This is a genomic window from Halanaerobium praevalens DSM 2228 (genome assembly GCF_000165465.1).
Taxonomy (GTDB): Bacteria; Bacillota; Halanaerobiia; order Halanaerobiales; family Halanaerobiaceae; genus Halanaerobium; species Halanaerobium praevalens.
The window spans coordinates 1,252,823-1,269,407 of sequence record NC_017455.1 but is presented as its reverse complement, the minus strand read 5'-3'; the positions used below and the strand labels follow the sequence as shown (position 1 = coordinate 1,269,407).

Annotated in this window: 22 protein-coding genes and 1 riboswitch; of the genes, 20 read left to right on the top strand and 2 right to left on the bottom strand. The window is 31.3% G+C overall.

What is annotated here, in order from left to right; translation table 11 throughout:
* Window positions 1-31: 31 nt before the first annotated feature.
* The 10 genes from HPRAE_RS05915 to HPRAE_RS05870 all read left to right on the top strand — a co-directional run bounded on the left by HPRAE_RS05915 (window position 32) and on the right by HPRAE_RS05870 (window position 5,665).
* Entirely contained in the window at window positions 32-946 is a 915-nt protein-coding gene (locus tag HPRAE_RS05915; RefSeq protein ID WP_014553320.1) for an SMR family transporter, read from the top strand.
* A 32-nt stretch (window positions 947-978) separates the two neighbouring features.
* Entirely contained in the window at window positions 979-1,479 is a 501-nt protein-coding gene (locus HPRAE_RS05910; RefSeq protein WP_014553319.1) for a nitroreductase family protein, read from the top strand.
* 46 nt (window positions 1,480-1,525) lie between these two features.
* Window positions 1,526-1,951, top strand: coding sequence for a 2-thiouracil desulfurase family protein (locus HPRAE_RS05905; protein WP_014553318.1), 426 nt, complete (start codon window positions 1,526-1,528; stop codon window positions 1,949-1,951).
* Window positions 1,952-2,050: 99 nt separating this feature from the next.
* Window positions 2,051-2,470 (top strand): YkvA family protein, encoded by a 420-nt coding sequence (locus HPRAE_RS05900; protein ID WP_014553317.1) that lies wholly within the window; start codon window positions 2,051-2,053, stop codon window positions 2,468-2,470.
* A 24-nt stretch (window positions 2,471-2,494) separates the two neighbouring features.
* Complete coding sequence (locus HPRAE_RS05895) at window positions 2,495-2,731, top strand: hypothetical protein (RefSeq protein ID WP_014553316.1); 237 nt, start codon at window positions 2,495-2,497, stop codon at window positions 2,729-2,731.
* Between the two features lie 104 nt (window positions 2,732-2,835).
* On the top strand, window positions 2,836-3,378 hold the full coding sequence (locus tag HPRAE_RS05890; RefSeq protein ID WP_014553315.1) for an NUDIX hydrolase: 543 nt from the start codon (window positions 2,836-2,838) through the stop codon (window positions 3,376-3,378).
* A gap of 33 nt (window positions 3,379-3,411) precedes the next feature.
* Window positions 3,412-3,714, top strand: a complete 303-nt coding sequence (locus tag HPRAE_RS05885) for an MTH1187 family thiamine-binding protein (RefSeq protein WP_014553314.1) — start codon at window positions 3,412-3,414, stop codon at window positions 3,712-3,714.
* A gap of 4 nt (window positions 3,715-3,718) precedes the next feature.
* Complete coding sequence (locus HPRAE_RS05880) at window positions 3,719-4,477, top strand: DUF429 domain-containing protein (RefSeq protein ID WP_014553313.1); 759 nt, start codon at window positions 3,719-3,721, stop codon at window positions 4,475-4,477.
* Between the two features lie 151 nt (window positions 4,478-4,628).
* Complete coding sequence (locus tag HPRAE_RS05875; protein WP_014553312.1) at window positions 4,629-4,976, top strand: CidA/LrgA family protein; 348 nt, start codon at window positions 4,629-4,631, stop codon at window positions 4,974-4,976.
* On the top strand, window positions 4,976-5,665 hold the full coding sequence (locus HPRAE_RS05870) for an LrgB family protein (RefSeq protein ID WP_014553311.1): 690 nt from the start codon (window positions 4,976-4,978) through the stop codon (window positions 5,663-5,665). Before HPRAE_RS05875 ends, HPRAE_RS05870 begins: the two co-directional genes overlap by 1 nt.
* 45 nt (window positions 5,666-5,710) lie before the next feature.
* Here HPRAE_RS05870 and HPRAE_RS11280 read toward each other — a convergent pair whose 3' ends face one another.
* Window positions 5,711-5,941, bottom strand: a complete 231-nt coding sequence (locus HPRAE_RS11280; protein WP_245528255.1) for a hypothetical protein — start codon at window positions 5,939-5,941, stop codon at window positions 5,711-5,713.
* 124 nt (window positions 5,942-6,065) lie between these two features.
* Between HPRAE_RS11280 and HPRAE_RS05855 the strand changes: the two genes are divergently transcribed.
* The 4 genes from HPRAE_RS05855 to lplA all read left to right on the top strand — a co-directional run bounded on the left by HPRAE_RS05855 (window position 6,066) and on the right by lplA (window position 9,069).
* Window positions 6,066-7,237, top strand: a protein-coding gene (locus HPRAE_RS05855) for an IS3 family transposase (RefSeq protein WP_148220544.1) whose coding sequence is annotated in 2 segments (ribosomal slippage) — window positions 6,066-6,324 and window positions 6,324-7,237 — 1,173 coding nt in all. Because the reading frame shifts where the segments join, the coding sequence is not laid out codon by codon here.
* A 20-nt stretch (window positions 7,238-7,257) separates the two neighbouring features.
* Window positions 7,258-7,605 (top strand): RNA-guided endonuclease TnpB family protein, encoded by a 348-nt coding sequence (locus HPRAE_RS05850; RefSeq protein ID WP_050755997.1) that lies wholly within the window; start codon window positions 7,258-7,260, stop codon window positions 7,603-7,605.
* A 102-nt stretch (window positions 7,606-7,707) separates the two neighbouring features.
* Complete coding sequence (locus tag HPRAE_RS05845; RefSeq protein ID WP_041606943.1) at window positions 7,708-7,911, top strand: hypothetical protein; 204 nt, start codon at window positions 7,708-7,710, stop codon at window positions 7,909-7,911.
* Window positions 7,912-8,040: 129 nt separating this feature from the next.
* Complete coding sequence (lplA, locus tag HPRAE_RS05840) at window positions 8,041-9,069, top strand: lipoate--protein ligase (RefSeq protein ID WP_014553310.1); 1,029 nt, start codon at window positions 8,041-8,043, stop codon at window positions 9,067-9,069.
* Between the two features lie 7 nt (window positions 9,070-9,076).
* Here the strand turns inward: lplA and cobT are convergent, their stop codons facing one another.
* Window positions 9,077-10,132, bottom strand: a complete 1,056-nt coding sequence (gene cobT, locus HPRAE_RS05835) for a nicotinate-nucleotide--dimethylbenzimidazole phosphoribosyltransferase (RefSeq protein WP_014553309.1) — start codon at window positions 10,130-10,132, stop codon at window positions 9,077-9,079.
* A gap of 83 nt (window positions 10,133-10,215) precedes the next feature.
* Window positions 10,216-10,386, bottom strand: a riboswitch (cobalamin riboswitch).
* A gap of 232 nt (window positions 10,387-10,618) precedes the next feature.
* Between cobT and HPRAE_RS05830 the strand changes: the two genes are divergently transcribed.
* The 6 genes from HPRAE_RS05830 (at window position 10,619) to rbsB (ending at window position 16,415) form a co-directional block, all read left to right on the top strand.
* Complete coding sequence (locus HPRAE_RS05830) at window positions 10,619-11,611, top strand: LacI family DNA-binding transcriptional regulator (protein WP_014553308.1); 993 nt, start codon at window positions 10,619-10,621, stop codon at window positions 11,609-11,611.
* 33 nt (window positions 11,612-11,644) lie between these two features.
* Window positions 11,645-12,562, top strand: a complete 918-nt coding sequence (rbsK, locus tag HPRAE_RS05825) for a ribokinase (RefSeq protein WP_014553307.1) — start codon at window positions 11,645-11,647, stop codon at window positions 12,560-12,562.
* Between the two features lies 1 nt (window position 12,563).
* Window positions 12,564-12,959, top strand: coding sequence for a D-ribose pyranase (gene rbsD / locus HPRAE_RS05820; protein ID WP_014553306.1), 396 nt, complete (start codon window positions 12,564-12,566; stop codon window positions 12,957-12,959).
* Window positions 12,960-14,468, top strand: a complete 1,509-nt coding sequence (locus tag HPRAE_RS05815; protein WP_014553305.1) for a sugar ABC transporter ATP-binding protein — start codon at window positions 12,960-12,962, stop codon at window positions 14,466-14,468.
* Window positions 14,461-15,420 (top strand): ABC transporter permease subunit, encoded by a 960-nt coding sequence (locus tag HPRAE_RS05810; protein WP_014553304.1) that lies wholly within the window; start codon window positions 14,461-14,463, stop codon window positions 15,418-15,420. The genes HPRAE_RS05815 and HPRAE_RS05810 overlap by 8 nt, the downstream gene beginning before the upstream one ends.
* A 104-nt stretch (window positions 15,421-15,524) precedes the next feature.
* A complete protein-coding gene (gene rbsB / locus HPRAE_RS05805) occupies window positions 15,525-16,415 on the top strand; it encodes a ribose ABC transporter substrate-binding protein RbsB (protein ID WP_014553303.1) in 891 nt (296 codons plus the stop codon).
* The last annotated feature ends 170 nt before the right edge of the window (window positions 16,416-16,585 follow it).

Below are 16,585 nucleotides of genomic sequence, written 5' to 3'. Positions count from 1 at the left end.
ATAGAGCTTGAAAATGAAAGGAGTGTAGTTTTTGATCTATTTATTTTTTGCAGTTTTATGCAGCTCTTCGATTGCCTTAATTTTTAAATTTAGCGAATCAAATAATTTAAACAGATATATAATTACCTCAGTTAATTATTTTACAGCTGCGATTATTGCTTTATTTTTGATTTTCAAAGAGAAGATTAAGTTTTTTGACTTTAATCCAGCTGATTTCAAGGCTAATTTTAGCCGAGTTATCTTTAGAGGAGAAGGAATTTTTGCTTCTCAATCAAGTCAGCAGTGGGCAACAGTTGTTGGCTTAGTTGCTGGTGTTTTTTTCTTTAGTTCTTTTATTTATTATCAAAAAAGTGTGCGCGAAAATGGAGCCAGTCTTGCTGGTACCTTTGGTAAACTGGGGATTTTGATTCCAATGCTTTTTGCAATTGTTATTTGGCAGGAATATCCAGAAGATCTGCAGTGGCTGGGAATTATTTTAGCCATTATTTCTATTGTCTTGGTCAATTTTCCTTTTAATAAAGACTGGGGCCAGGCTCTGCGATTAAACTTAATCTTTCTTTTTTTATATGGAGGAATTGCAGAATTTAGTAATAAGATTTTTCAGAAATATGCTTTAGTTGACTACAAAGTCTTATTTTTATTTTGGGTTTTCTTTTCTGCTTTTTTAATTAGCTTTTTTTATAGTTTTAAAAAAGTTAGACGTTTACCTAAAAAATCTGAATTACTGACTGGTTTTGCAGTTGGAATACCCAATCTTTTTTCTTCCTTCTTTTTGATTAGTGCTTTAAATCATCTTAAAACAGCAGTTGTTTTCCCCATATTTAGTGCTGGCAGCATTGTTTTAATAACTGCAGTTGGTTATTTATTTTTGGGTGAAAAACTAAAAAATAAAGAGTGGGCTTCAATTGTGATGACAGTAATCGCTTTAATTTTAATTAATATCTAGAATTTATTAAAAAATAGGAGTTGTGAAAGAGAATGAAAGAAATTTTTGCAAGAAGAAGTATTAGAAAATATAGTTCTGAGAAGGTTGAAGAAGAAAAAATCAAAAAGATTGTTAAGGCTGGCTTTGCAGCACCCTCTTGTGGAAATCAGCGTATAAACCATTTTATAATTATTAAAGATAAAGAAATTTTAAATAGTATTGCTGATATCCATGGTTATGCAGAGGCTCTTAGAGAAGCTGATACTGCTATAGCTGTCTGCTCAAACTTAGAAGAAGAGCTTTACCAGAGTTTTTGGGTACAAGATTATGCAGCTGCAGCTGAAAATATGCTAACAGAAGCAGTTCATTTAGGCTTAGGAGCTGTTTGGCTTGGAGTTTATCCTAAAGAAAGAATTATAAAAGATGTGAATTCTATTTTAGAAATTCCCGAAAAAGTAAAAGTCCTTTCTCTGATTGCGCTCGGTTATCCAGCAGAAGAAAAAGAAGCTTCTAATAGATATCTAGAAGCTAAAGTACATTTTAATAAATGGTAATCTAAATAGCTAAAATAATAACAGATTTTGGAGGAGAGTAAATAGAATGTATCTTGTAAGTTCATGTTTGGCAGGAATTAACTGCCGCTATGATAGCAAAAATAATTTGAATAAAAAAGTAGCAGCTTTAGTTAGAAAAGGAAAGGCAATTCCAGTTTGCCCTGAAGTTTTGGGGGGGCTTTCTACTCCCAGAGATCCCTCTGAAATTATAGTTACGGAAGAAGGAAATAAAAAAGTTGTGACCGAAAAGGGAAAAGATCTGACAGCAGCATTTAAACAGGGGGCAGAAAAGACTTTAAAAATTGCTCAAATTATAGGAGCAAAAAAAGCAGTATTACAGCAGAGAAGTCCTTCTTGTGGCTGGGGAAAGGTTTATGATGGTTCTTTTAGTGGCACTTTAATTAAAGGCAATGGTTTGACAGCAGAATTATTAATTGAAAATGGGATTGAAGTTTTAACTGAACTTGATTGAGTTTAAATTAAAACTGTTAAAAGATAACTTAAAATTAGGTAAAGCTTTGATATTATAAAATAAAGGATAAAGTTTGAAGTTAATTAGGAGGAAAGATTTTTGAATAAAAATTTTACTGAAAATCAATTAATTAGATTTTTAGGTAGACTAGGTAATAAATGGGGCACTGGTCATGATAGTGTTTCAACAATTTTAAGGAAAACTAAAGAATTTATAGCTCAAAAAAAAGATAAAATTAAATTTCTAGAAAAAGTAGTTATTTTATTAGAGATGCTCGAAGCTCATTCAGAAGGTAAATATGAAATAGATGATGGTAGCTTAGGTTTGATTATTTCTGCTTTAGCATATTTAGTTTTACCAACTGATTTAATTCCAGATATGATTGTAGGTATTGGTTTTGCAGATGATTTATATGCTTTTAAGCTTGTTTTTGATCAACTAAGTTTTGAAATTGAAAGTTTTAAAAGTTGGCAGAAAGCAGAATTATCCAAGATTGATAAAGCTTCAGTCGAAGATTAAAACTTAAAAGAGGATTGTGGTATAATGTTGACAATTAAATGTGCTAAGTGTAAAACTAAATTATTTAAATATAAAAAAATTGGCCAAGGTAAAGTTCTTCGCTGTTGGAAATCTAAAATAACAAGACTTTATGATGGAGAAATACAAGCTAAAAATTTTGTTTGTGGGAATTGTAATAACATTATAGCTGAAATCAAAGATGACCGTTTAGATATGAATAGTGAGGCTTTTACTTACAGTGGTACTAAAATTAGAAAATAATTTTAATCCTTTAAGTTAAAATTAGATTAATTATAGATAGATATCAATAGACCTTTAAAATCGTATTAATAAATTTTAAAAACTAAGAAAGGATTGTTATAAAAGTGGATTATTTTAGCAAAATATTAAATAAAATTGAAAACTATATTCCAGGAAATAAAAGTGAAAAAGAATATAAAAAGCAAACTATAAATTTCTTAGTTAATAATAAAAATAATTATTTTAGGGCTAATTCTAGTGGACATTTAACGGTTTCTGCCTGGATTATAAATTATGATAAAACTAAAGTATTATTACACCACCATAAAAAATTAGATAAATGGATTCAACTTGGTGGCCATTTAGAAAAAGGCGAATTAATTCAAACAGCTGTTTTGAGAGAGGCTAAAGAAGAATCAGGTTTAAACTCTCTTGTAATTGTCAAAAATGATCTTTTTGACCTTGATATTCATAAAATTCCAGCATTCAAAAAAGAGGCTCCTCATTTTCATTATGATTTAAGAATCTTAATAAAAGCAGATGCTGAAGAAAAATTATTAAAAAGCAGTGAGTCTAAAAATTTGCAGTGGATTAAACTAAATAAAGTAAAAAATTATCTTAGTGAAGAATCTGTATTAAGAATGCTTAGAAAAACTAGAAATATTTAAAGAAAAATTCAATTTAAAAAGGAGAGATTAATGATGGTTATTGCAGAGTTAACAGTTGTTCCTTTAGGAACTAAAACTACAAGTTTAAGTGAATATGTTGCTGGTTGTCATCAGCTTTTAAAAAAACAAGATAAAGTTGATTATCAATTAACTCCAATGGGAACTGTTTTAGAAGGTAAACTTGCTGATATCTTTGAAATAGTTCAAAAACTGCACGAAGTACCTTTTAATAATGGTGCCCAAAGAGTTACAACTAATTTAAAAATTGATGATCGTCGGGATAAGGAAGCCGCAATGGCGAAAAAAATTGATTCTGTAGAAAGTAAACTTAAATAAACCAATGTCTAAAAATAATTTACTTGCAATAGGTTGGGATGTTGGAGGTTGGATGGGAGCTAATCATGGTTTTTCTATTATCTGCTGGGATTATGAGCAAAAAAAATATAGTTGGCTAGGAGATCCAGTTGAACTAAGGATTCCAGCTAAATCACTTTTTTCTTTAAATTATATTCTACAAAAGGTTATAGGAGAAAATGAAATTAAAATTAATGATTATGATTTAGTAATTGGAATTGATGCACCCTTAAGTTTCCCCCGAAAATTTAAGGATTTTATTAACGGCAAAGAAAAAGCTTTTTATAGACCTGAAAAAGAAATCTATAATCAACTTGCTTATCGAAAAACAGATGTCCATATTTATGAAGAATTAGCTAAAAAACCACTTTCAGCAGTTTTTGATCGTTTGGGAACAAATGCTACAGTTGCCATAGCTCATCTTAATAAGTGGGTTGCTGAACATAATTTTTCTGTTCAGCCAATGCTAAATAAGAATAATCAGCGAGATTTAATTGAAGTTTATCCAGCTCTTTTAAAAGCCAGTAAATATGCGGCTGCAGCTGAGCCTTTTAAAGATATGATTCCGGCAAGTGTTAAAGTGGGGACTGATGCTTACGATTCTGCTCTTTGTGCAATTATGGCTTTAGCTTATGGAGCTGGATCTGATTTAAAAAAACTGCCTAATTTAGTTGGCCCAGAGGTAGCTGATCAAAAAGTAAAAGATGAAGGCTGGATCTACTATTTTCCAGCTAAAAATAAATAATTTAAGCTGAAAAAAATAATTTAAAAAAGCCTAAACTAGTTTGAGTTGGGGATAGATTTTTATTTAAAAATATGTTAAAATAAGCAGGTGCTCTGAGCTAAATAAGAATAGTTGACTATAACCAAACTCAAGCAAGAGGTGATTAAATTAGATGAAAATTTTTAGGCAGTTTGTAATTGTAGCTTTAATTGCTTTTAGTGGAGAAATTATAAATTATTTTTTTGAAACCCCAATCCCTGGCAGTATTTTGGCTATGATTTTATTATTAATATTTTTAACTACAGGATTTATTAAATTACATATGATTGATAAGTTTGCTGAATTTGTTTTAAATCATTTGGCAATATTTTTTATTCCTGCAGGGGTTAGTTTAATTAAAAATCTAGATCAATTAAAAGCAAATTGGTTTCCTTTTATAATAATAGTTGTTATTTCTACAATTGTTATAATGGTTGTTACAGGTTTAACTATCCAGTTTATTATGAGCAGGGATAATTGATGGAAGAATTAATTAATACTCCTTATCTAGGCTTAATTATTTCTATTTTAACTTTTGAATTAGGAATTTATTTAAATAAAAAGACTAAGTTATCTTTATTTAATCCTTTGTTAATTAGTATAGTTTTGACTATCATTATTTTAATAAGTTTTAATATAGATTTAAAGATATATAATAAAGGTGGGGACTTATTATCTTTTTTCTTAGGTCCAGCAACTGTGATTTTGGCAGTGCCTTTATACCATAAAATAGAACTTTTAAAAGCAAATTACAAAGCAATATTAATTGGGATTAGTACTGGAACTTTAACTGGTATAATAACTATAATTTATTTGACAAAATTATTTAATTTAAATTTAGCCCTTAGTTTAGCTTTAATTCCTAAGTCAGTCACAACTCCAATTGGAATGGAAATTTCTAAACAAATTGGTGGAATAACTGCTATTACGGTAGCTGCTAGTATTACAACTGGAATTTTAGGTTCTATAATTGGCCCTTTTATTTGTAAATTATTTGGAATTAAAAATAAAGTAGCAATAGGAGTTGCTATCGGAACATCTGCTCATGCAGTAGGGACTTCTAGAGCTATAGAAATGGGTGAAACAGAAGGTGCTATGAGTGGCTTAGCAATTGGGATTGCTGGTCTAATAACTGTTTTTTTAGTTCCTATTTTATTAATTATAGTTTAAACTTTGTTTAATTTTAACTTATAGTTTGTAATTAAATAAAATAAATTATATACTTATAAATAATAATATCTTTAAAAGCAGAAATGGGGTAGTTATTAATGAAGCAAGAGCAAATTGATTTAATGAAAAATTCCAATCAATTTTAGCACCTATAATATCAGCTATCTCTTTGACTTCTTTGTATTTGATAGTACCTCTTGATAGCTTATTACTTAAATTTTGAACACTATCATCACGATTATATTTTTCATTTAAAGCATTAACTAAATCTGTCATAGTCCAACCTGTTCTAGCAAGTTAAGATTTGATTTCTTGTTTAATAGTCAAAATATACACTGACCCTCCCCCAATTTGTAGGACACTGAGTTAAGATATATAATAAACTCAGGAGGTGCCCAAAATGGGAAAAAGAAGAAGTTACACTGAAGAATTCAAAAGAGATGCTGTTGAACTTAGCATAAATTCAAATAAGACAGTACAAGAAATAGCTGATGATCTAGGAATAAATTACGGTAATTTAACCCGCTGGCGTAAAGAATATAGAGATAGTGGTGAACATGCTTTTCCTGGTAATGGAAAGCAAAAACTAACACCTGAACAACAAAAAATAAAAGAGCTTGAAGATGAACTTAGAGAAACTAAATTAGAGCGTGATATATTAAAAAAAGCAGTGGGCATCTTTTCGAAAAAACCGAAGTAATATACGGTTTTATCCGGGACCACAGAGATCAATTTCCTGTGACGAAAATGTGCCAGGTATTAGCAGTTTCCCGGTCAGGTTTCTATGATTGGCTAGATAGAGAACCCAGTCAAAGAGAAATTGAAAATAAGAAACTGAAACTAGAAATAGCTAAAATATACTGGCAGCATAGCGGCCGCTATGGAAGTCCAAGAATACATCGTCAGCTGGTAAAAGAAGGCCATAACTGTAATATAAAAAGAGTTGTGAGACTTATGCAAGTAATGGGTCTTAAGGCAATTCAGAAAAAGAAATTTAAAAAGACAACAGATTCAAATCACAATTTACCGCTAAAAGAAAATTTGCTTAATAGAAATTTTGATGTATCTAAGCCAAACAAAGTTTGGGCTTCAGATATTACATATATACCGACAGCTGAAGGCTGGCTCTACCTGGCTGTAGTAATAGATCTTTATTCACGAAAAGTGGTTGGCTGGTCAATTAATAAAAGAATGACCAGGCAGCTTGTAATAAATGCTTTGGAAATGGGAATTAAAAATAGAAATCATAAAAAAGGTTTGATCTTTCATTCTGATAGAGGCAGCCAGTATGCAAGTCATGATTTTCAGAAAGAGCTATGGAAAAATGGAATAAGATCTTCAATGAGCCGCAAAGGAGACTGCTGGGATAATGCAGTAGCAGAAAGTTTCTTCTCCACAATAAAAACAGAATTAATTTATCAAAAAGATTACAAAACTAGACAACAAGCAAGACAGGATATTTTCGAATATATAGCTGTTTATTACAACAGAATCAGAATGCATTCAACTTTAAATTATAAAAGTCCAGAAGACTACGAAAACGAGAGAAAACTATCTAAACTATGTGTCTAATTTAATGGGGGAACCTCAAATTGTCCACTAGACTAACAAAGGAGAACCAACTTCTAGTCATAGAGGACTTAAATATAAAAGGTATGCTTAAAAATTCTAAACTAGCAAAACATATTTCTGATTGTGCTTGGAATATGTTTACCACAATGCTGGAATATAAAAGCAAATGGTATGATTGTATATTACACAAAGCAGATAGATTTTTTGCTAGTAGTCAAACTTGTTCAGAGTGTGGTGTTAAAAACTCTAAAGTCAAAGACCTAGCAGTTCGTACTTGGACTTGTGAGTGTGGCACAACTCACGATAGAGATATAAATGCTAGTAAAAACCTTTTAAAACAAGGTAAATTAGACTTAGGTATAAGATAGACTAGACTATATAGGGTAGGGCATACCCGAATTTACGCCTTTGGAGAGAGCATAAGACCAACTTAATCTAGCTTTTGCTATGCTTTAAGTAGGCAATTCTCTATGAACAAGGAATCCTCGTGGGCTTGCCCCGAGGAGCGTCAAAGTCAAACAGATGCTGTAACTAAACTTGCTGAAAACAAAAATATGATTGCTAGTTTTTCGAGAGCACTACTGCAGGATCTACAGGTAGAACAATCAGAGCAAGAATTTAATCATAATTTAAAAACAGTAGTAGAAAAGATTTATCAAGCTTCGATAACTTAGATTAAAATTTATTTAGACGGAGATTTATTTAGATTAAATCCCTTCCTTAATATTCTCTAAAAAAGAGTATTTGAGGGAGGGATTTTAAATATTATAAATACAATTTAACTAAAAGGAGTAGAATTAATTATGCAGACTAAAGAGTTAAAGGCTAAATTTATAGCTTCTAAGAGCTATAATCCTTGGGAAAATTTAGCTTTAGAAGAATATTTGCTTAACAATTTAAATGAAAATGAAATTATTCTTTATCTCTGGCAAAATAAAGACACAATAGTAATTGGGAGAAACCAAAATGCCTGGCAAGAATGTTCAGTAAACAAACTTCAAGAAAAAGAGGTCAAACTAGCCCGCCGTTTATCAGGTGGAGGAGCTGTTTTTCATGATCAGGGTAATTTAAATTATACAATTTTAATGCCTAAAGCAGAATATGAGCTGGAAAAACAATTACAAATTATTTTAGCCGCTCTCCAAAATTTAGGTTTTAAAGCCAAATTTTCAGGCAGAAATGATATTCTCTGTCAAAATAAAAAAGTTTCTGGTACTGCTTATTATTTTGGAACTAAAGCAGCTTATATTCATGGTACTGTTTTAGTTAATAGTGATTTAAAAAAACTTAGTTCTCTTTTAACAGTTTCAGCTGCTAAAATAAAATCAAAAGGGATTGATTCAGTTAAAGCAAGGGTTATTAATTTAAGCCAAATTGATCAACAAATAACTGTTAGTAAAATAAAAGAAAGTATTAAAAATAGTTTTGCTGCAATTTATCAGCAAAAGAAAGCACTTGCAAATGTTGAGCTTGATTACCAAGAACTTGAAAAATTAACTAATAAATATGCAAGCTGGGATTGGAGGTTTGGAGAAAGTCCTGATTTTGACCTTTGCCTAGATCATCGTTTTCAATGGGGAGGAGTTGAGCTAAAATTAAAATTAGCTTCAGCTATTATTACAAAAGCAGTCTTATATTCTGATGCTATGTATGGTGATTTAATTCCTAAAATAGCTGAAGCTTTAACTGATCAACCTTTTCAGTTAGCTAAAATTTTAAATGCTGTGCAAAATTCTTTTGAAAACTATCAGTTTTTAGATTCTAAAAAGGGTGAAAAAATTAAATTAGAATTTCTCAACTGGTTAGAAAAAGAATTGAAAACAGTTATTTGAAGTTAGTTTAAGCATTTGGATTAATAACAGCTGCTTCAGCAAAAGTGGCCATATCTCTTAAAATACTAATTGAAGTATCTAAAAATGGCATAGCTAAAACCGCTCCCGTGCCTTCACCTAAACGCATATCTAGATCTAAAAAAGGACTGAGACCTAATTTTTTATAAATAGTTTTATGGCCAGGTTCAACTGAGATATGAGAAGGGATTAAATAATTTACTATTTCAGGCTCTATTTTTTGGGCTATTAAAGCAGCAGCTCCAGAAATTAAACCATCCATTACTACTGGTACTTTATTGGCTGCTGCTCCCAGTATAACTCCTGCCATCCCTGCAATCTCTAAACCACCAACTGCAGCTAAAATATCAATTCCATCATCTGAATCAAATTTGTTTAATTTAAGTGAGGTTTTTATTACTTCAATTTTATTTTTAACTCCAGCTGCATCTAAGCCAGAACCAAAGCCAACGATTTCTGCTATCGGTGCACCAGTAATGGCTGCTATAATAGCTGAACTAGGAGTAGTATTTCCAATTCCCATTTCTCCAATTCCAATTACTTCTGCACCTGATTTGATAGCATCTTCTACAACTTCGATTCCTACTTCTAAAGCTAAAATAGCTTCTTTTTTTGTCATTGCTCTTGTTTGAGCAAGATTATTAGTTCCATTTTTAATTTTTTTTGTTATCAAAGCTTCTGCTTCTAGATCATCTACCATTCCGATATCAACTATTTTAAGTTCTGCTCCTACTTGTTTTGCTAAAACATTAATTGCAGCTCCTTGATTTAAAAAGTTAGTTACCATTTGAGTTGTTATTTCTTGAGCACAAGGACTAACTCCTTCTTCTACAACTCCATGATCTGCTGCCATTACAATATGAGTTTTATTTTTAAAACTAGGATAAAGCTCAGAACGGATTCCAGTTAATTTAATAGCCAATTTTTCTAATTTACCTAAGCTTCCTTTAGGTTTTGTTAATTGGTCTAATCTTGCTGTTGCTGCTTCCATTGTTTCTAAATCAACACTTTTAATGTTTTGAAGAGTCTGTTTGAGTTTTTTCATTTTAATTCCTCCAATTAGATTTTTTAAAAACAAAAAAAAGCCCACGATCCCCAAAGAGATCGTGAACTTTTCCATAATTCACAAAGAATTTAATTATAAAGGCAGGTCTCCTGACTTACAGCAAGTTCTTTTTTCCTTCCCCAAAAGGGTGGACTTTAAAAAGTTTTTAAGCTGAATACAGTGATGGGATCGCTCAAGATTCTAACTTGATTCCCTATTCTCCTTATTAAGGCACCTTAATAATTATCTATTTTTCCTAATTATATCTTATAATTTTATTATTTTCAACAGCTTTTTAAAATAAGCTCTCAATTTTTTTGCAAAATATTAAAATTAGAACTTGATTTATTTTTCAGAATATTTTATAATTATAATTGTAAACGTTAACGTAAACGTTTTCGAAAAATAATTATTAAAATAAAACGAAAAAATTAATAATATTGGATCATTTATTATTAATTTTAAAAATAAATTAGGTGATAGTTAATGAAAGTCACAATTAAAGATATTGCAAAAAAAGCTAATGTCTCAGTAACTACAGTTTCGCGAGTTTTAAATAATAAACCTGATGTTGGTGATCAGACTAGGACTAAGATTTTAAAGCTAATTGAAGAACTGAATTATAAGCCAAATAGTGTAGCTCGGGGACTTGTAATGCAGAAAACACATACGATTGGTTTAATTATTCCTGATATCAGCAATCCTTTTTTTCCACAAGTTGCTCGAGCTATTGAAGATAAAGCTCAAAAATCAGGTTATTCAATAATTTTTTTTAATACAGATAATCATCTGGAAAAAGAAAAGAAAGCAGTTGAACTATTTAAAAGTAAACAGGTTGATGGGTTAATAGTATCTCTTTCACTAGGAAATGAAGAAATTTTAAAAGAATTAAAGGCTGCAAATTATCCTGTTGTTCAAATAGATAGATCTGTATTTAGTAATTCTTATCCTTTGGTTAGTATTGATAATAAAAATTCTGCTTATCAGATGGTCGAATATATGCTTAAAAAAGGATATAAAAAAATTGCTCATATCACTGGTGATTTAAAAACTACTACTGCTAGAGATAGATTAGCAGGCTATAAAAAAGCACTTAATGACTATCAAGTTGAGATTAATGAAGATTATATTATTAAAGGGGATTATACCCAGCAATTAGCTTTTGAAGCTATGCAGACATTACTCAAGTTAAAAGAGCCACCAACAGCTGTCTTTGCAGCTAATGACTTAAGTGCTGCTGGTGTTTATAAAGCTCTATTTGCTGCTGGTTTAAATATTCCAGCTGATATTGCAGTAGCAGGACATGATGATATTGATATAGCATCACTTTTAAGACCAGAGCTGACCACTATGAGACAGCCCAAATATAGTTTAGGTGAAAAAGCAGTTTCAGTACTTTTAAAAATGATAGATAATTATGAGGCGGAAGTTGAAGCTCAAATATTAAAAACTAAGTTAGTTATTAGAGAATCAGTTTAAAAATAGAGACTAAATAAGAAAGCAGGTGGATTAATGTCAAAAATTCTTGTTATTGGAAGTATGAATATGGATTTAGTTGTTCAAACTGAACGCTATCCAGAAGCAGGAGAAACTATAATTGGTGGTAAATTTGCACAAATTCCAGGTGGTAAAGGAGCAAATCAGGCTCTAGCAGCAGCAAAGTTGGGAGATGAGGTTCAATTTATTGGCGCTTGTGGAGATGACAGTTTTGCTCCTATGTTAAAATCAAGTTTAAAAAATGGTGGAGCCAAAATTGATAATATTTTTGAGATTAAAGACAAAAGTACAGGTGTTGCAGTCATTACTGTTGACCCAGAAGGAAATAATAGAATTATAGTTTCGCCTGGAGCAAATTATGAATTAGATCTAGCTAAAATTGAAAAAATTAAGTCTCAAATTATTGAAGCTGAAATTATACTGCTGCAGCTGGAAATTCCTGTTGAAACTATTGCAAAAATCGTAGAAATTGCTGCAGCCAATAATACAAAAATCATTTTAGATCCAGCTCCAGCGCAACAATTATCTGATCATATTTTATCTGAAATAGATTTTTTACTGCCAAATGAAGGTGAACTTGATTTATTAATGGCTGCTGCTGATGCTAAAACTCGTTCAGAAAAAATTGAGATTTTACTTGATAAAGGTGTGAAAAACATTATTGTGACTGAGGGAGAAAAAGGTCTCAACTTTTATAATAAAGAGCAAGCACTTCATTTAGATGCTCTAAAAGTTAAAGCAGTAGATACAACAGCTGCTGGCGATGTTTTTGCAGGTGCTTTTGCAGCCAGTTTGATTTCGGAAAATGATCTGGAAAAATCTTTAAAATGTGCTGTTCAAGCTGCAGCTTATTCAGTTAGCAAAAGAGGTGCTCAGAGTTCTATACCAGATCAAAATGAATTAAATGAATTCCTTGCAGAAAGGAGTAACTAAAATGAAGAAAAATGGAATAATTAATAGTGAACTTTCAAAAGTAATAGCAGAAATGGGACATAAAAATAGCCTGGTTGTTGCAGACTGTGGCCTGCCAATTCCACAGGCAGTTAAAAGAATTGATTTATCTGTGACCAAAGGCTATCCTAAGTTCTTAAAAATACTTAAGGGTGTTCTGGATGATTTAGTTGTAGAAAAGGCAATTCTGGCAGCAGAAATTAAAGAAAAGAGTCCAGAATTAGAAGCTGAGATAATTGCTTTACTGCCAAATATAGAAATTGAATATATAGCTCACAAAGAGTTCAAAAAAGAAACAAATAATTCCAGAGCTGTAGTTCGAAGTGGAGAGATTATTCCCTATGCTAACATAATTTTGATTTCAGGAGTTGATTTTTAAATGGGAGCAGAAAAAGTACTGGAAATGAAAAATATCACTAAAAAATTTCCTGGAGTAAAGGCTCTAGATAAAGTTAATTTTTCTCTCCGCAAAGGTGAAGTTCATGCTCTACTGGGAGAAAATGGAGCTGGGAAATCAACTTTGATGAAAGTACTGAATGGAATTCATAAGCGTGATGAAGGTCGAATTATTTTAAAAGGTAAGGAGGTTGAATTTAAGGGACCAAAAGAAGCCCAAAATTCTGGTTTGGCAATTATTCATCAGGAGTTAGAATTAATTCCTCATCTTAATGTAGCAGAAAATATTTATCTTGGTCGAGAAGAAAAAAATAGTATTTTTATTGATTATCAAAAACTTTATCAAAAAACAAATGCTGTTTTGGAGATGCTGGGGGTCCAGATTAATCCTAAAGCCAAAATTAAAGATTTAAATATTGGTAGCCAGCAAATGGTGGAGATTGCTAAGGCTGTTTCTCAAAATTCTGATATACTAGTGATGGATGAGCCCACTTCTTCACTTACTAATCAGGAAATTAAAATTTTATTTGAACTGATAGAAAGGCTAAAAAAACAGGATATAGCAATTGTTTATATTTCTCATCGTTTAGAAGAAGTTTTCGAAATCTGTGATCGAGTTACTGTTTTAAGAGATGGTAAATTTGTGGGTGAAGTTGAGACAGTTGAGACTGATGAAAATGAATTAATTAAAATGATGGTCGGTCGAAAAATTGAAGATCGTTTTCCGAAAATGAGATTTAATCCAGGAGAAGAAATTTTGAGAGTTGAAAATTTATCTGTCCCTGATAAAATAATTAATGCTTCTTTTTCACTGCGTAAAGGAGAAATACTTGGAGTAGCTGGTTTGATGGGTTCTGGTAGAACAGAATTAGCTAAAGCAGTTTTTGGGGTTTTTAAAGAAAAAACAGGAGATATTTATTATAGAGGGAAAAAATTACAAATTAGTTCTCCTGCAGATGCTCTAAATAATGGAATTTCTTATTTAAGTGAAGACCGCAAAGATGAAGGCTTAATTCTGGGACTCTCAGTTTCTGATAATATTAGTATTTCTGTTTTAAAAAGAATTTTAAAAGCTAAGTTTTTTATTGATTCAGATCAGGAAAAAGAACTTTCCCAAAAATATATTGAAGATTTAAATATCAAAACTCCTTCAGAAAAACAGCTTCTTAAAAATTTAAGTGGAGGCAACCAGCAAAAAGTTGTGATTTCTAAACTGCTTTCTACTAAACCAGAGGTTGTAATTTTTGATGAACCAACTCGGGGTATTGATGTTGGAGCTAAAAGAGAAATTTATAATTTAATGCAAGATTTAATTGAGCAAGATGTTGCAGTTATTTTAATTTCATCAGAATTACCAGAAGTTTTAAATTTAAGTAACAGACTTTTAGTAATGCATGAAAAAGAAATTATAGGAGAGTTGGATGCTGCTCAGGCAGATCAAGAAGCTATTATGAAGCTAGCAACTGGAAGGAGGAGTCAGCAAAGTGAATAATTTAAATGATATTAAAAATAAAAATTTTTTAGAAATTTTAAATAAGTTTAAAACAGGTATTGGGCTTTTAATTTTAGTAATTATCCTATCTTTTATGAGTCCTTACTTTTTAACAGTACCAAATTTATTAAATATAGTGAGACAGGTTTCAGTTATCGCTATTATATCCTTTGGAATGACAATGGTAATTCTAACAGGTGGGATTGATCTGTCGGTTGGCTCAATGCTTGCTTTTTCTGGAGCTATTGCAGCAGGGATGATGGTTAATTCTGGTCTTAATGTTTTTTTAGCGATTTTAGTTGGTCTAGCAGCAGGTACTGTTTTAGGCTTATTTAATGGAATTGCAGTTGCTAAAGCTAAATTGCCTGCTTTTATAGTAACTTTAGCTATGATGACTATTGCCCGGGGTTTTACACTTATTTATACTAGTGGACGTCCCATTTCAGGTTTTAACGATACTTTTAGATTTTTTGGGGCTGGCTATTTAGTTAAGATTCCAATTCCAGTTGTGATTATGTTTATCCTCTTATTTGTAATTTTTATTTTACTTAAAAAAACACCTTTAGGACGCTATATTTATGCTATTGGTGGTAATGAAAAAGCAACTAGATTATCAGGTATTAATACAGATAAAATTAAAATAGCAGTTTATGGTCTCAATGGATTTTTAGCTGCAGCAAGTGGTATTATTTTAACTTCAAGACTTAATTCAGCTCAGCCAATGGCTGGAGAAGGCTATGAATTAGATGCAATTGCTGCAGTTGTACTAGGAGGAACTAGCCTTTCTGGTGGTCGTGGAGGAGTAATTGGAACTATTATTGGTGCTTTAATTATCGCAGTTTTAAATAATGGTTTAAATCTTTTAAATGTATCTTCATTTTATCAGCTAGTTGCCAAAGGTGCTGTTATTCTGTTAGCTGTTTTCTTAGATCGTAAGAGTCAGCAGCAGTAATAATATAAATTAAGTAAAATATTTCAAATAGGGGGTGAGCTTTTAAGCAGCTTCTTTTTGACAAATATTCATTTAAAGAATTAAATTCAAGGAGGAATAAAAAAATGAGAAAAACTATTATTTTAACATTAGCTTTTATGTTGGTGGTAGGTCTTTCGCTTGGTACTGCAGCACAGGATATTAAAATTGGTTTGGCTGTCTCTACTTTAAATAATCCTTTTTTTGTTGATCTAAAAGATGGTGCTGAAGCCATGGCAGCAGAAATGGGAATTGAAATTTTAACTGTAGATGCTCAAGATGATGCTGCAAGTCAGTTAAGTAGTGTTGAAGATCTGTTAATTAAACAGATAGATGTTTTAATTGTTAATCCTGTTGATGGTGATGCTGTTGTTTCTGCAATTAGTTCAGCAAATAATGCTGGTGTACCAGTAATTACAGTTGATCGTGCAGCTGAAGGTGGAAAAGTTGCAAGTCATATTGCATCTGATAATGTAGCTGGTGGGAAAATGGCAGGAGACTTTATTGCTGAGCAGCTAGGTGAAAAAGCTAAAGTAGTAGAACTTCAGGGAATTCCAGGAACCTCTGCTGCTAGAGATAGAGGTAACGGGTTTAATATAAGTATTGATAGCTATCCTGAAATGGAAGTTATTGCTAGACAACCAGCTGCTTTTGATAGAGCAGAAGGTATGACGGTTATGGAAAATATCCTGCAGGGTAATTCAAAAATAGATGCTGTATTTGCTCATAATGATAATATGGCCTTAGGTGCAATGGAAGCTATTTCAGCTGCTGGTCGTTCAGATGAGATTATGATTGTTGGTTTTGATGCTATTGATGATGCTAGAGAAGCTGTAAAAGAAGGAGAATTAGCAGCAACTGTGGCCCAAAAACCAGGTTTAATGGGTGAAATGGCTGTAAAAAAAGCAATTGAGGTAGCAAATGGTAAAGAAGTTGAAGAATATACTCCTGTTCCTTTAGAATTAATTACTGAGTAAATTAAGAAATAGTAATTTAAATTAAATATGATTTAGACTCAGTTAAATCTTGCTAGATAATTTAAATTTAACTTAGAGTTTGATAAAAAAAGGCCTTCTTCAAATTTTAATTTTTGAGGAGGGCCTTTAAATTATTGGACACAAACTCTTTCAACTCTTATAATTAACTT

Bases quoted from the DNA above. Each gene is read 5' to 3' on its own strand.
- HPRAE_RS05885 (WP_014553314.1), top strand. From the start codon at position 3,412: ATGGTTATTGCAGAGTTAACAGTTGTTCCTTTAGGAACTAAAACTACA.
- HPRAE_RS05910 (WP_014553319.1), top strand. From the start codon at position 979: ATGAAAGAAATTTTTGCAAGAAGAAGTATTAGAAAATATAGTTCTGAG.
- HPRAE_RS05875 (WP_014553312.1), top strand. From the start codon at position 4,629: ATGAAAATTTTTAGGCAGTTTGTAATTGTAGCTTTAATTGCTTTTAGT.
- cobT (WP_014553309.1), bottom strand. From the start codon at position 10,132: ATGAAAAAACTCAAACAGACTCTTCAAAACATTAAAAGTGTTGATTTA.
- HPRAE_RS11280 (WP_245528255.1), bottom strand. From the start codon at position 5,941: ATGACAGATTTAGTTAATGCTTTAAATGAAAAATATAATCGTGATGAT.
- rbsK (WP_014553307.1), top strand. From the start codon at position 11,645: ATGTCAAAAATTCTTGTTATTGGAAGTATGAATATGGATTTAGTTGTT.
- HPRAE_RS05845 (WP_041606943.1), top strand. From the start codon at position 7,708: ATGAACAAGGAATCCTCGTGGGCTTGCCCCGAGGAGCGTCAAAGTCAA.
- rbsD (WP_014553306.1), top strand. From the start codon at position 12,564: ATGAAGAAAAATGGAATAATTAATAGTGAACTTTCAAAAGTAATAGCA.
- rbsB (WP_014553303.1), top strand. From the start codon at position 15,525: ATGAGAAAAACTATTATTTTAACATTAGCTTTTATGTTGGTGGTAGGT.
- HPRAE_RS05830 (WP_014553308.1), top strand. From the start codon at position 10,619: ATGAAAGTCACAATTAAAGATATTGCAAAAAAAGCTAATGTCTCAGTA.
- HPRAE_RS05895 (WP_014553316.1), top strand. From the start codon at position 2,495: ATGTTGACAATTAAATGTGCTAAGTGTAAAACTAAATTATTTAAATAT.
- HPRAE_RS05815 (WP_014553305.1), top strand. From the start codon at position 12,960: ATGGGAGCAGAAAAAGTACTGGAAATGAAAAATATCACTAAAAAATTT.
- HPRAE_RS05870 (WP_014553311.1), top strand. From the start codon at position 4,976: ATGGAAGAATTAATTAATACTCCTTATCTAGGCTTAATTATTTCTATT.
- HPRAE_RS05905 (WP_014553318.1), top strand. From the start codon at position 1,526: ATGTATCTTGTAAGTTCATGTTTGGCAGGAATTAACTGCCGCTATGAT.
- HPRAE_RS05880 (WP_014553313.1), top strand. From the start codon at position 3,719: ATGTCTAAAAATAATTTACTTGCAATAGGTTGGGATGTTGGAGGTTGG.
- lplA (WP_014553310.1), top strand. From the start codon at position 8,041: ATGCAGACTAAAGAGTTAAAGGCTAAATTTATAGCTTCTAAGAGCTAT.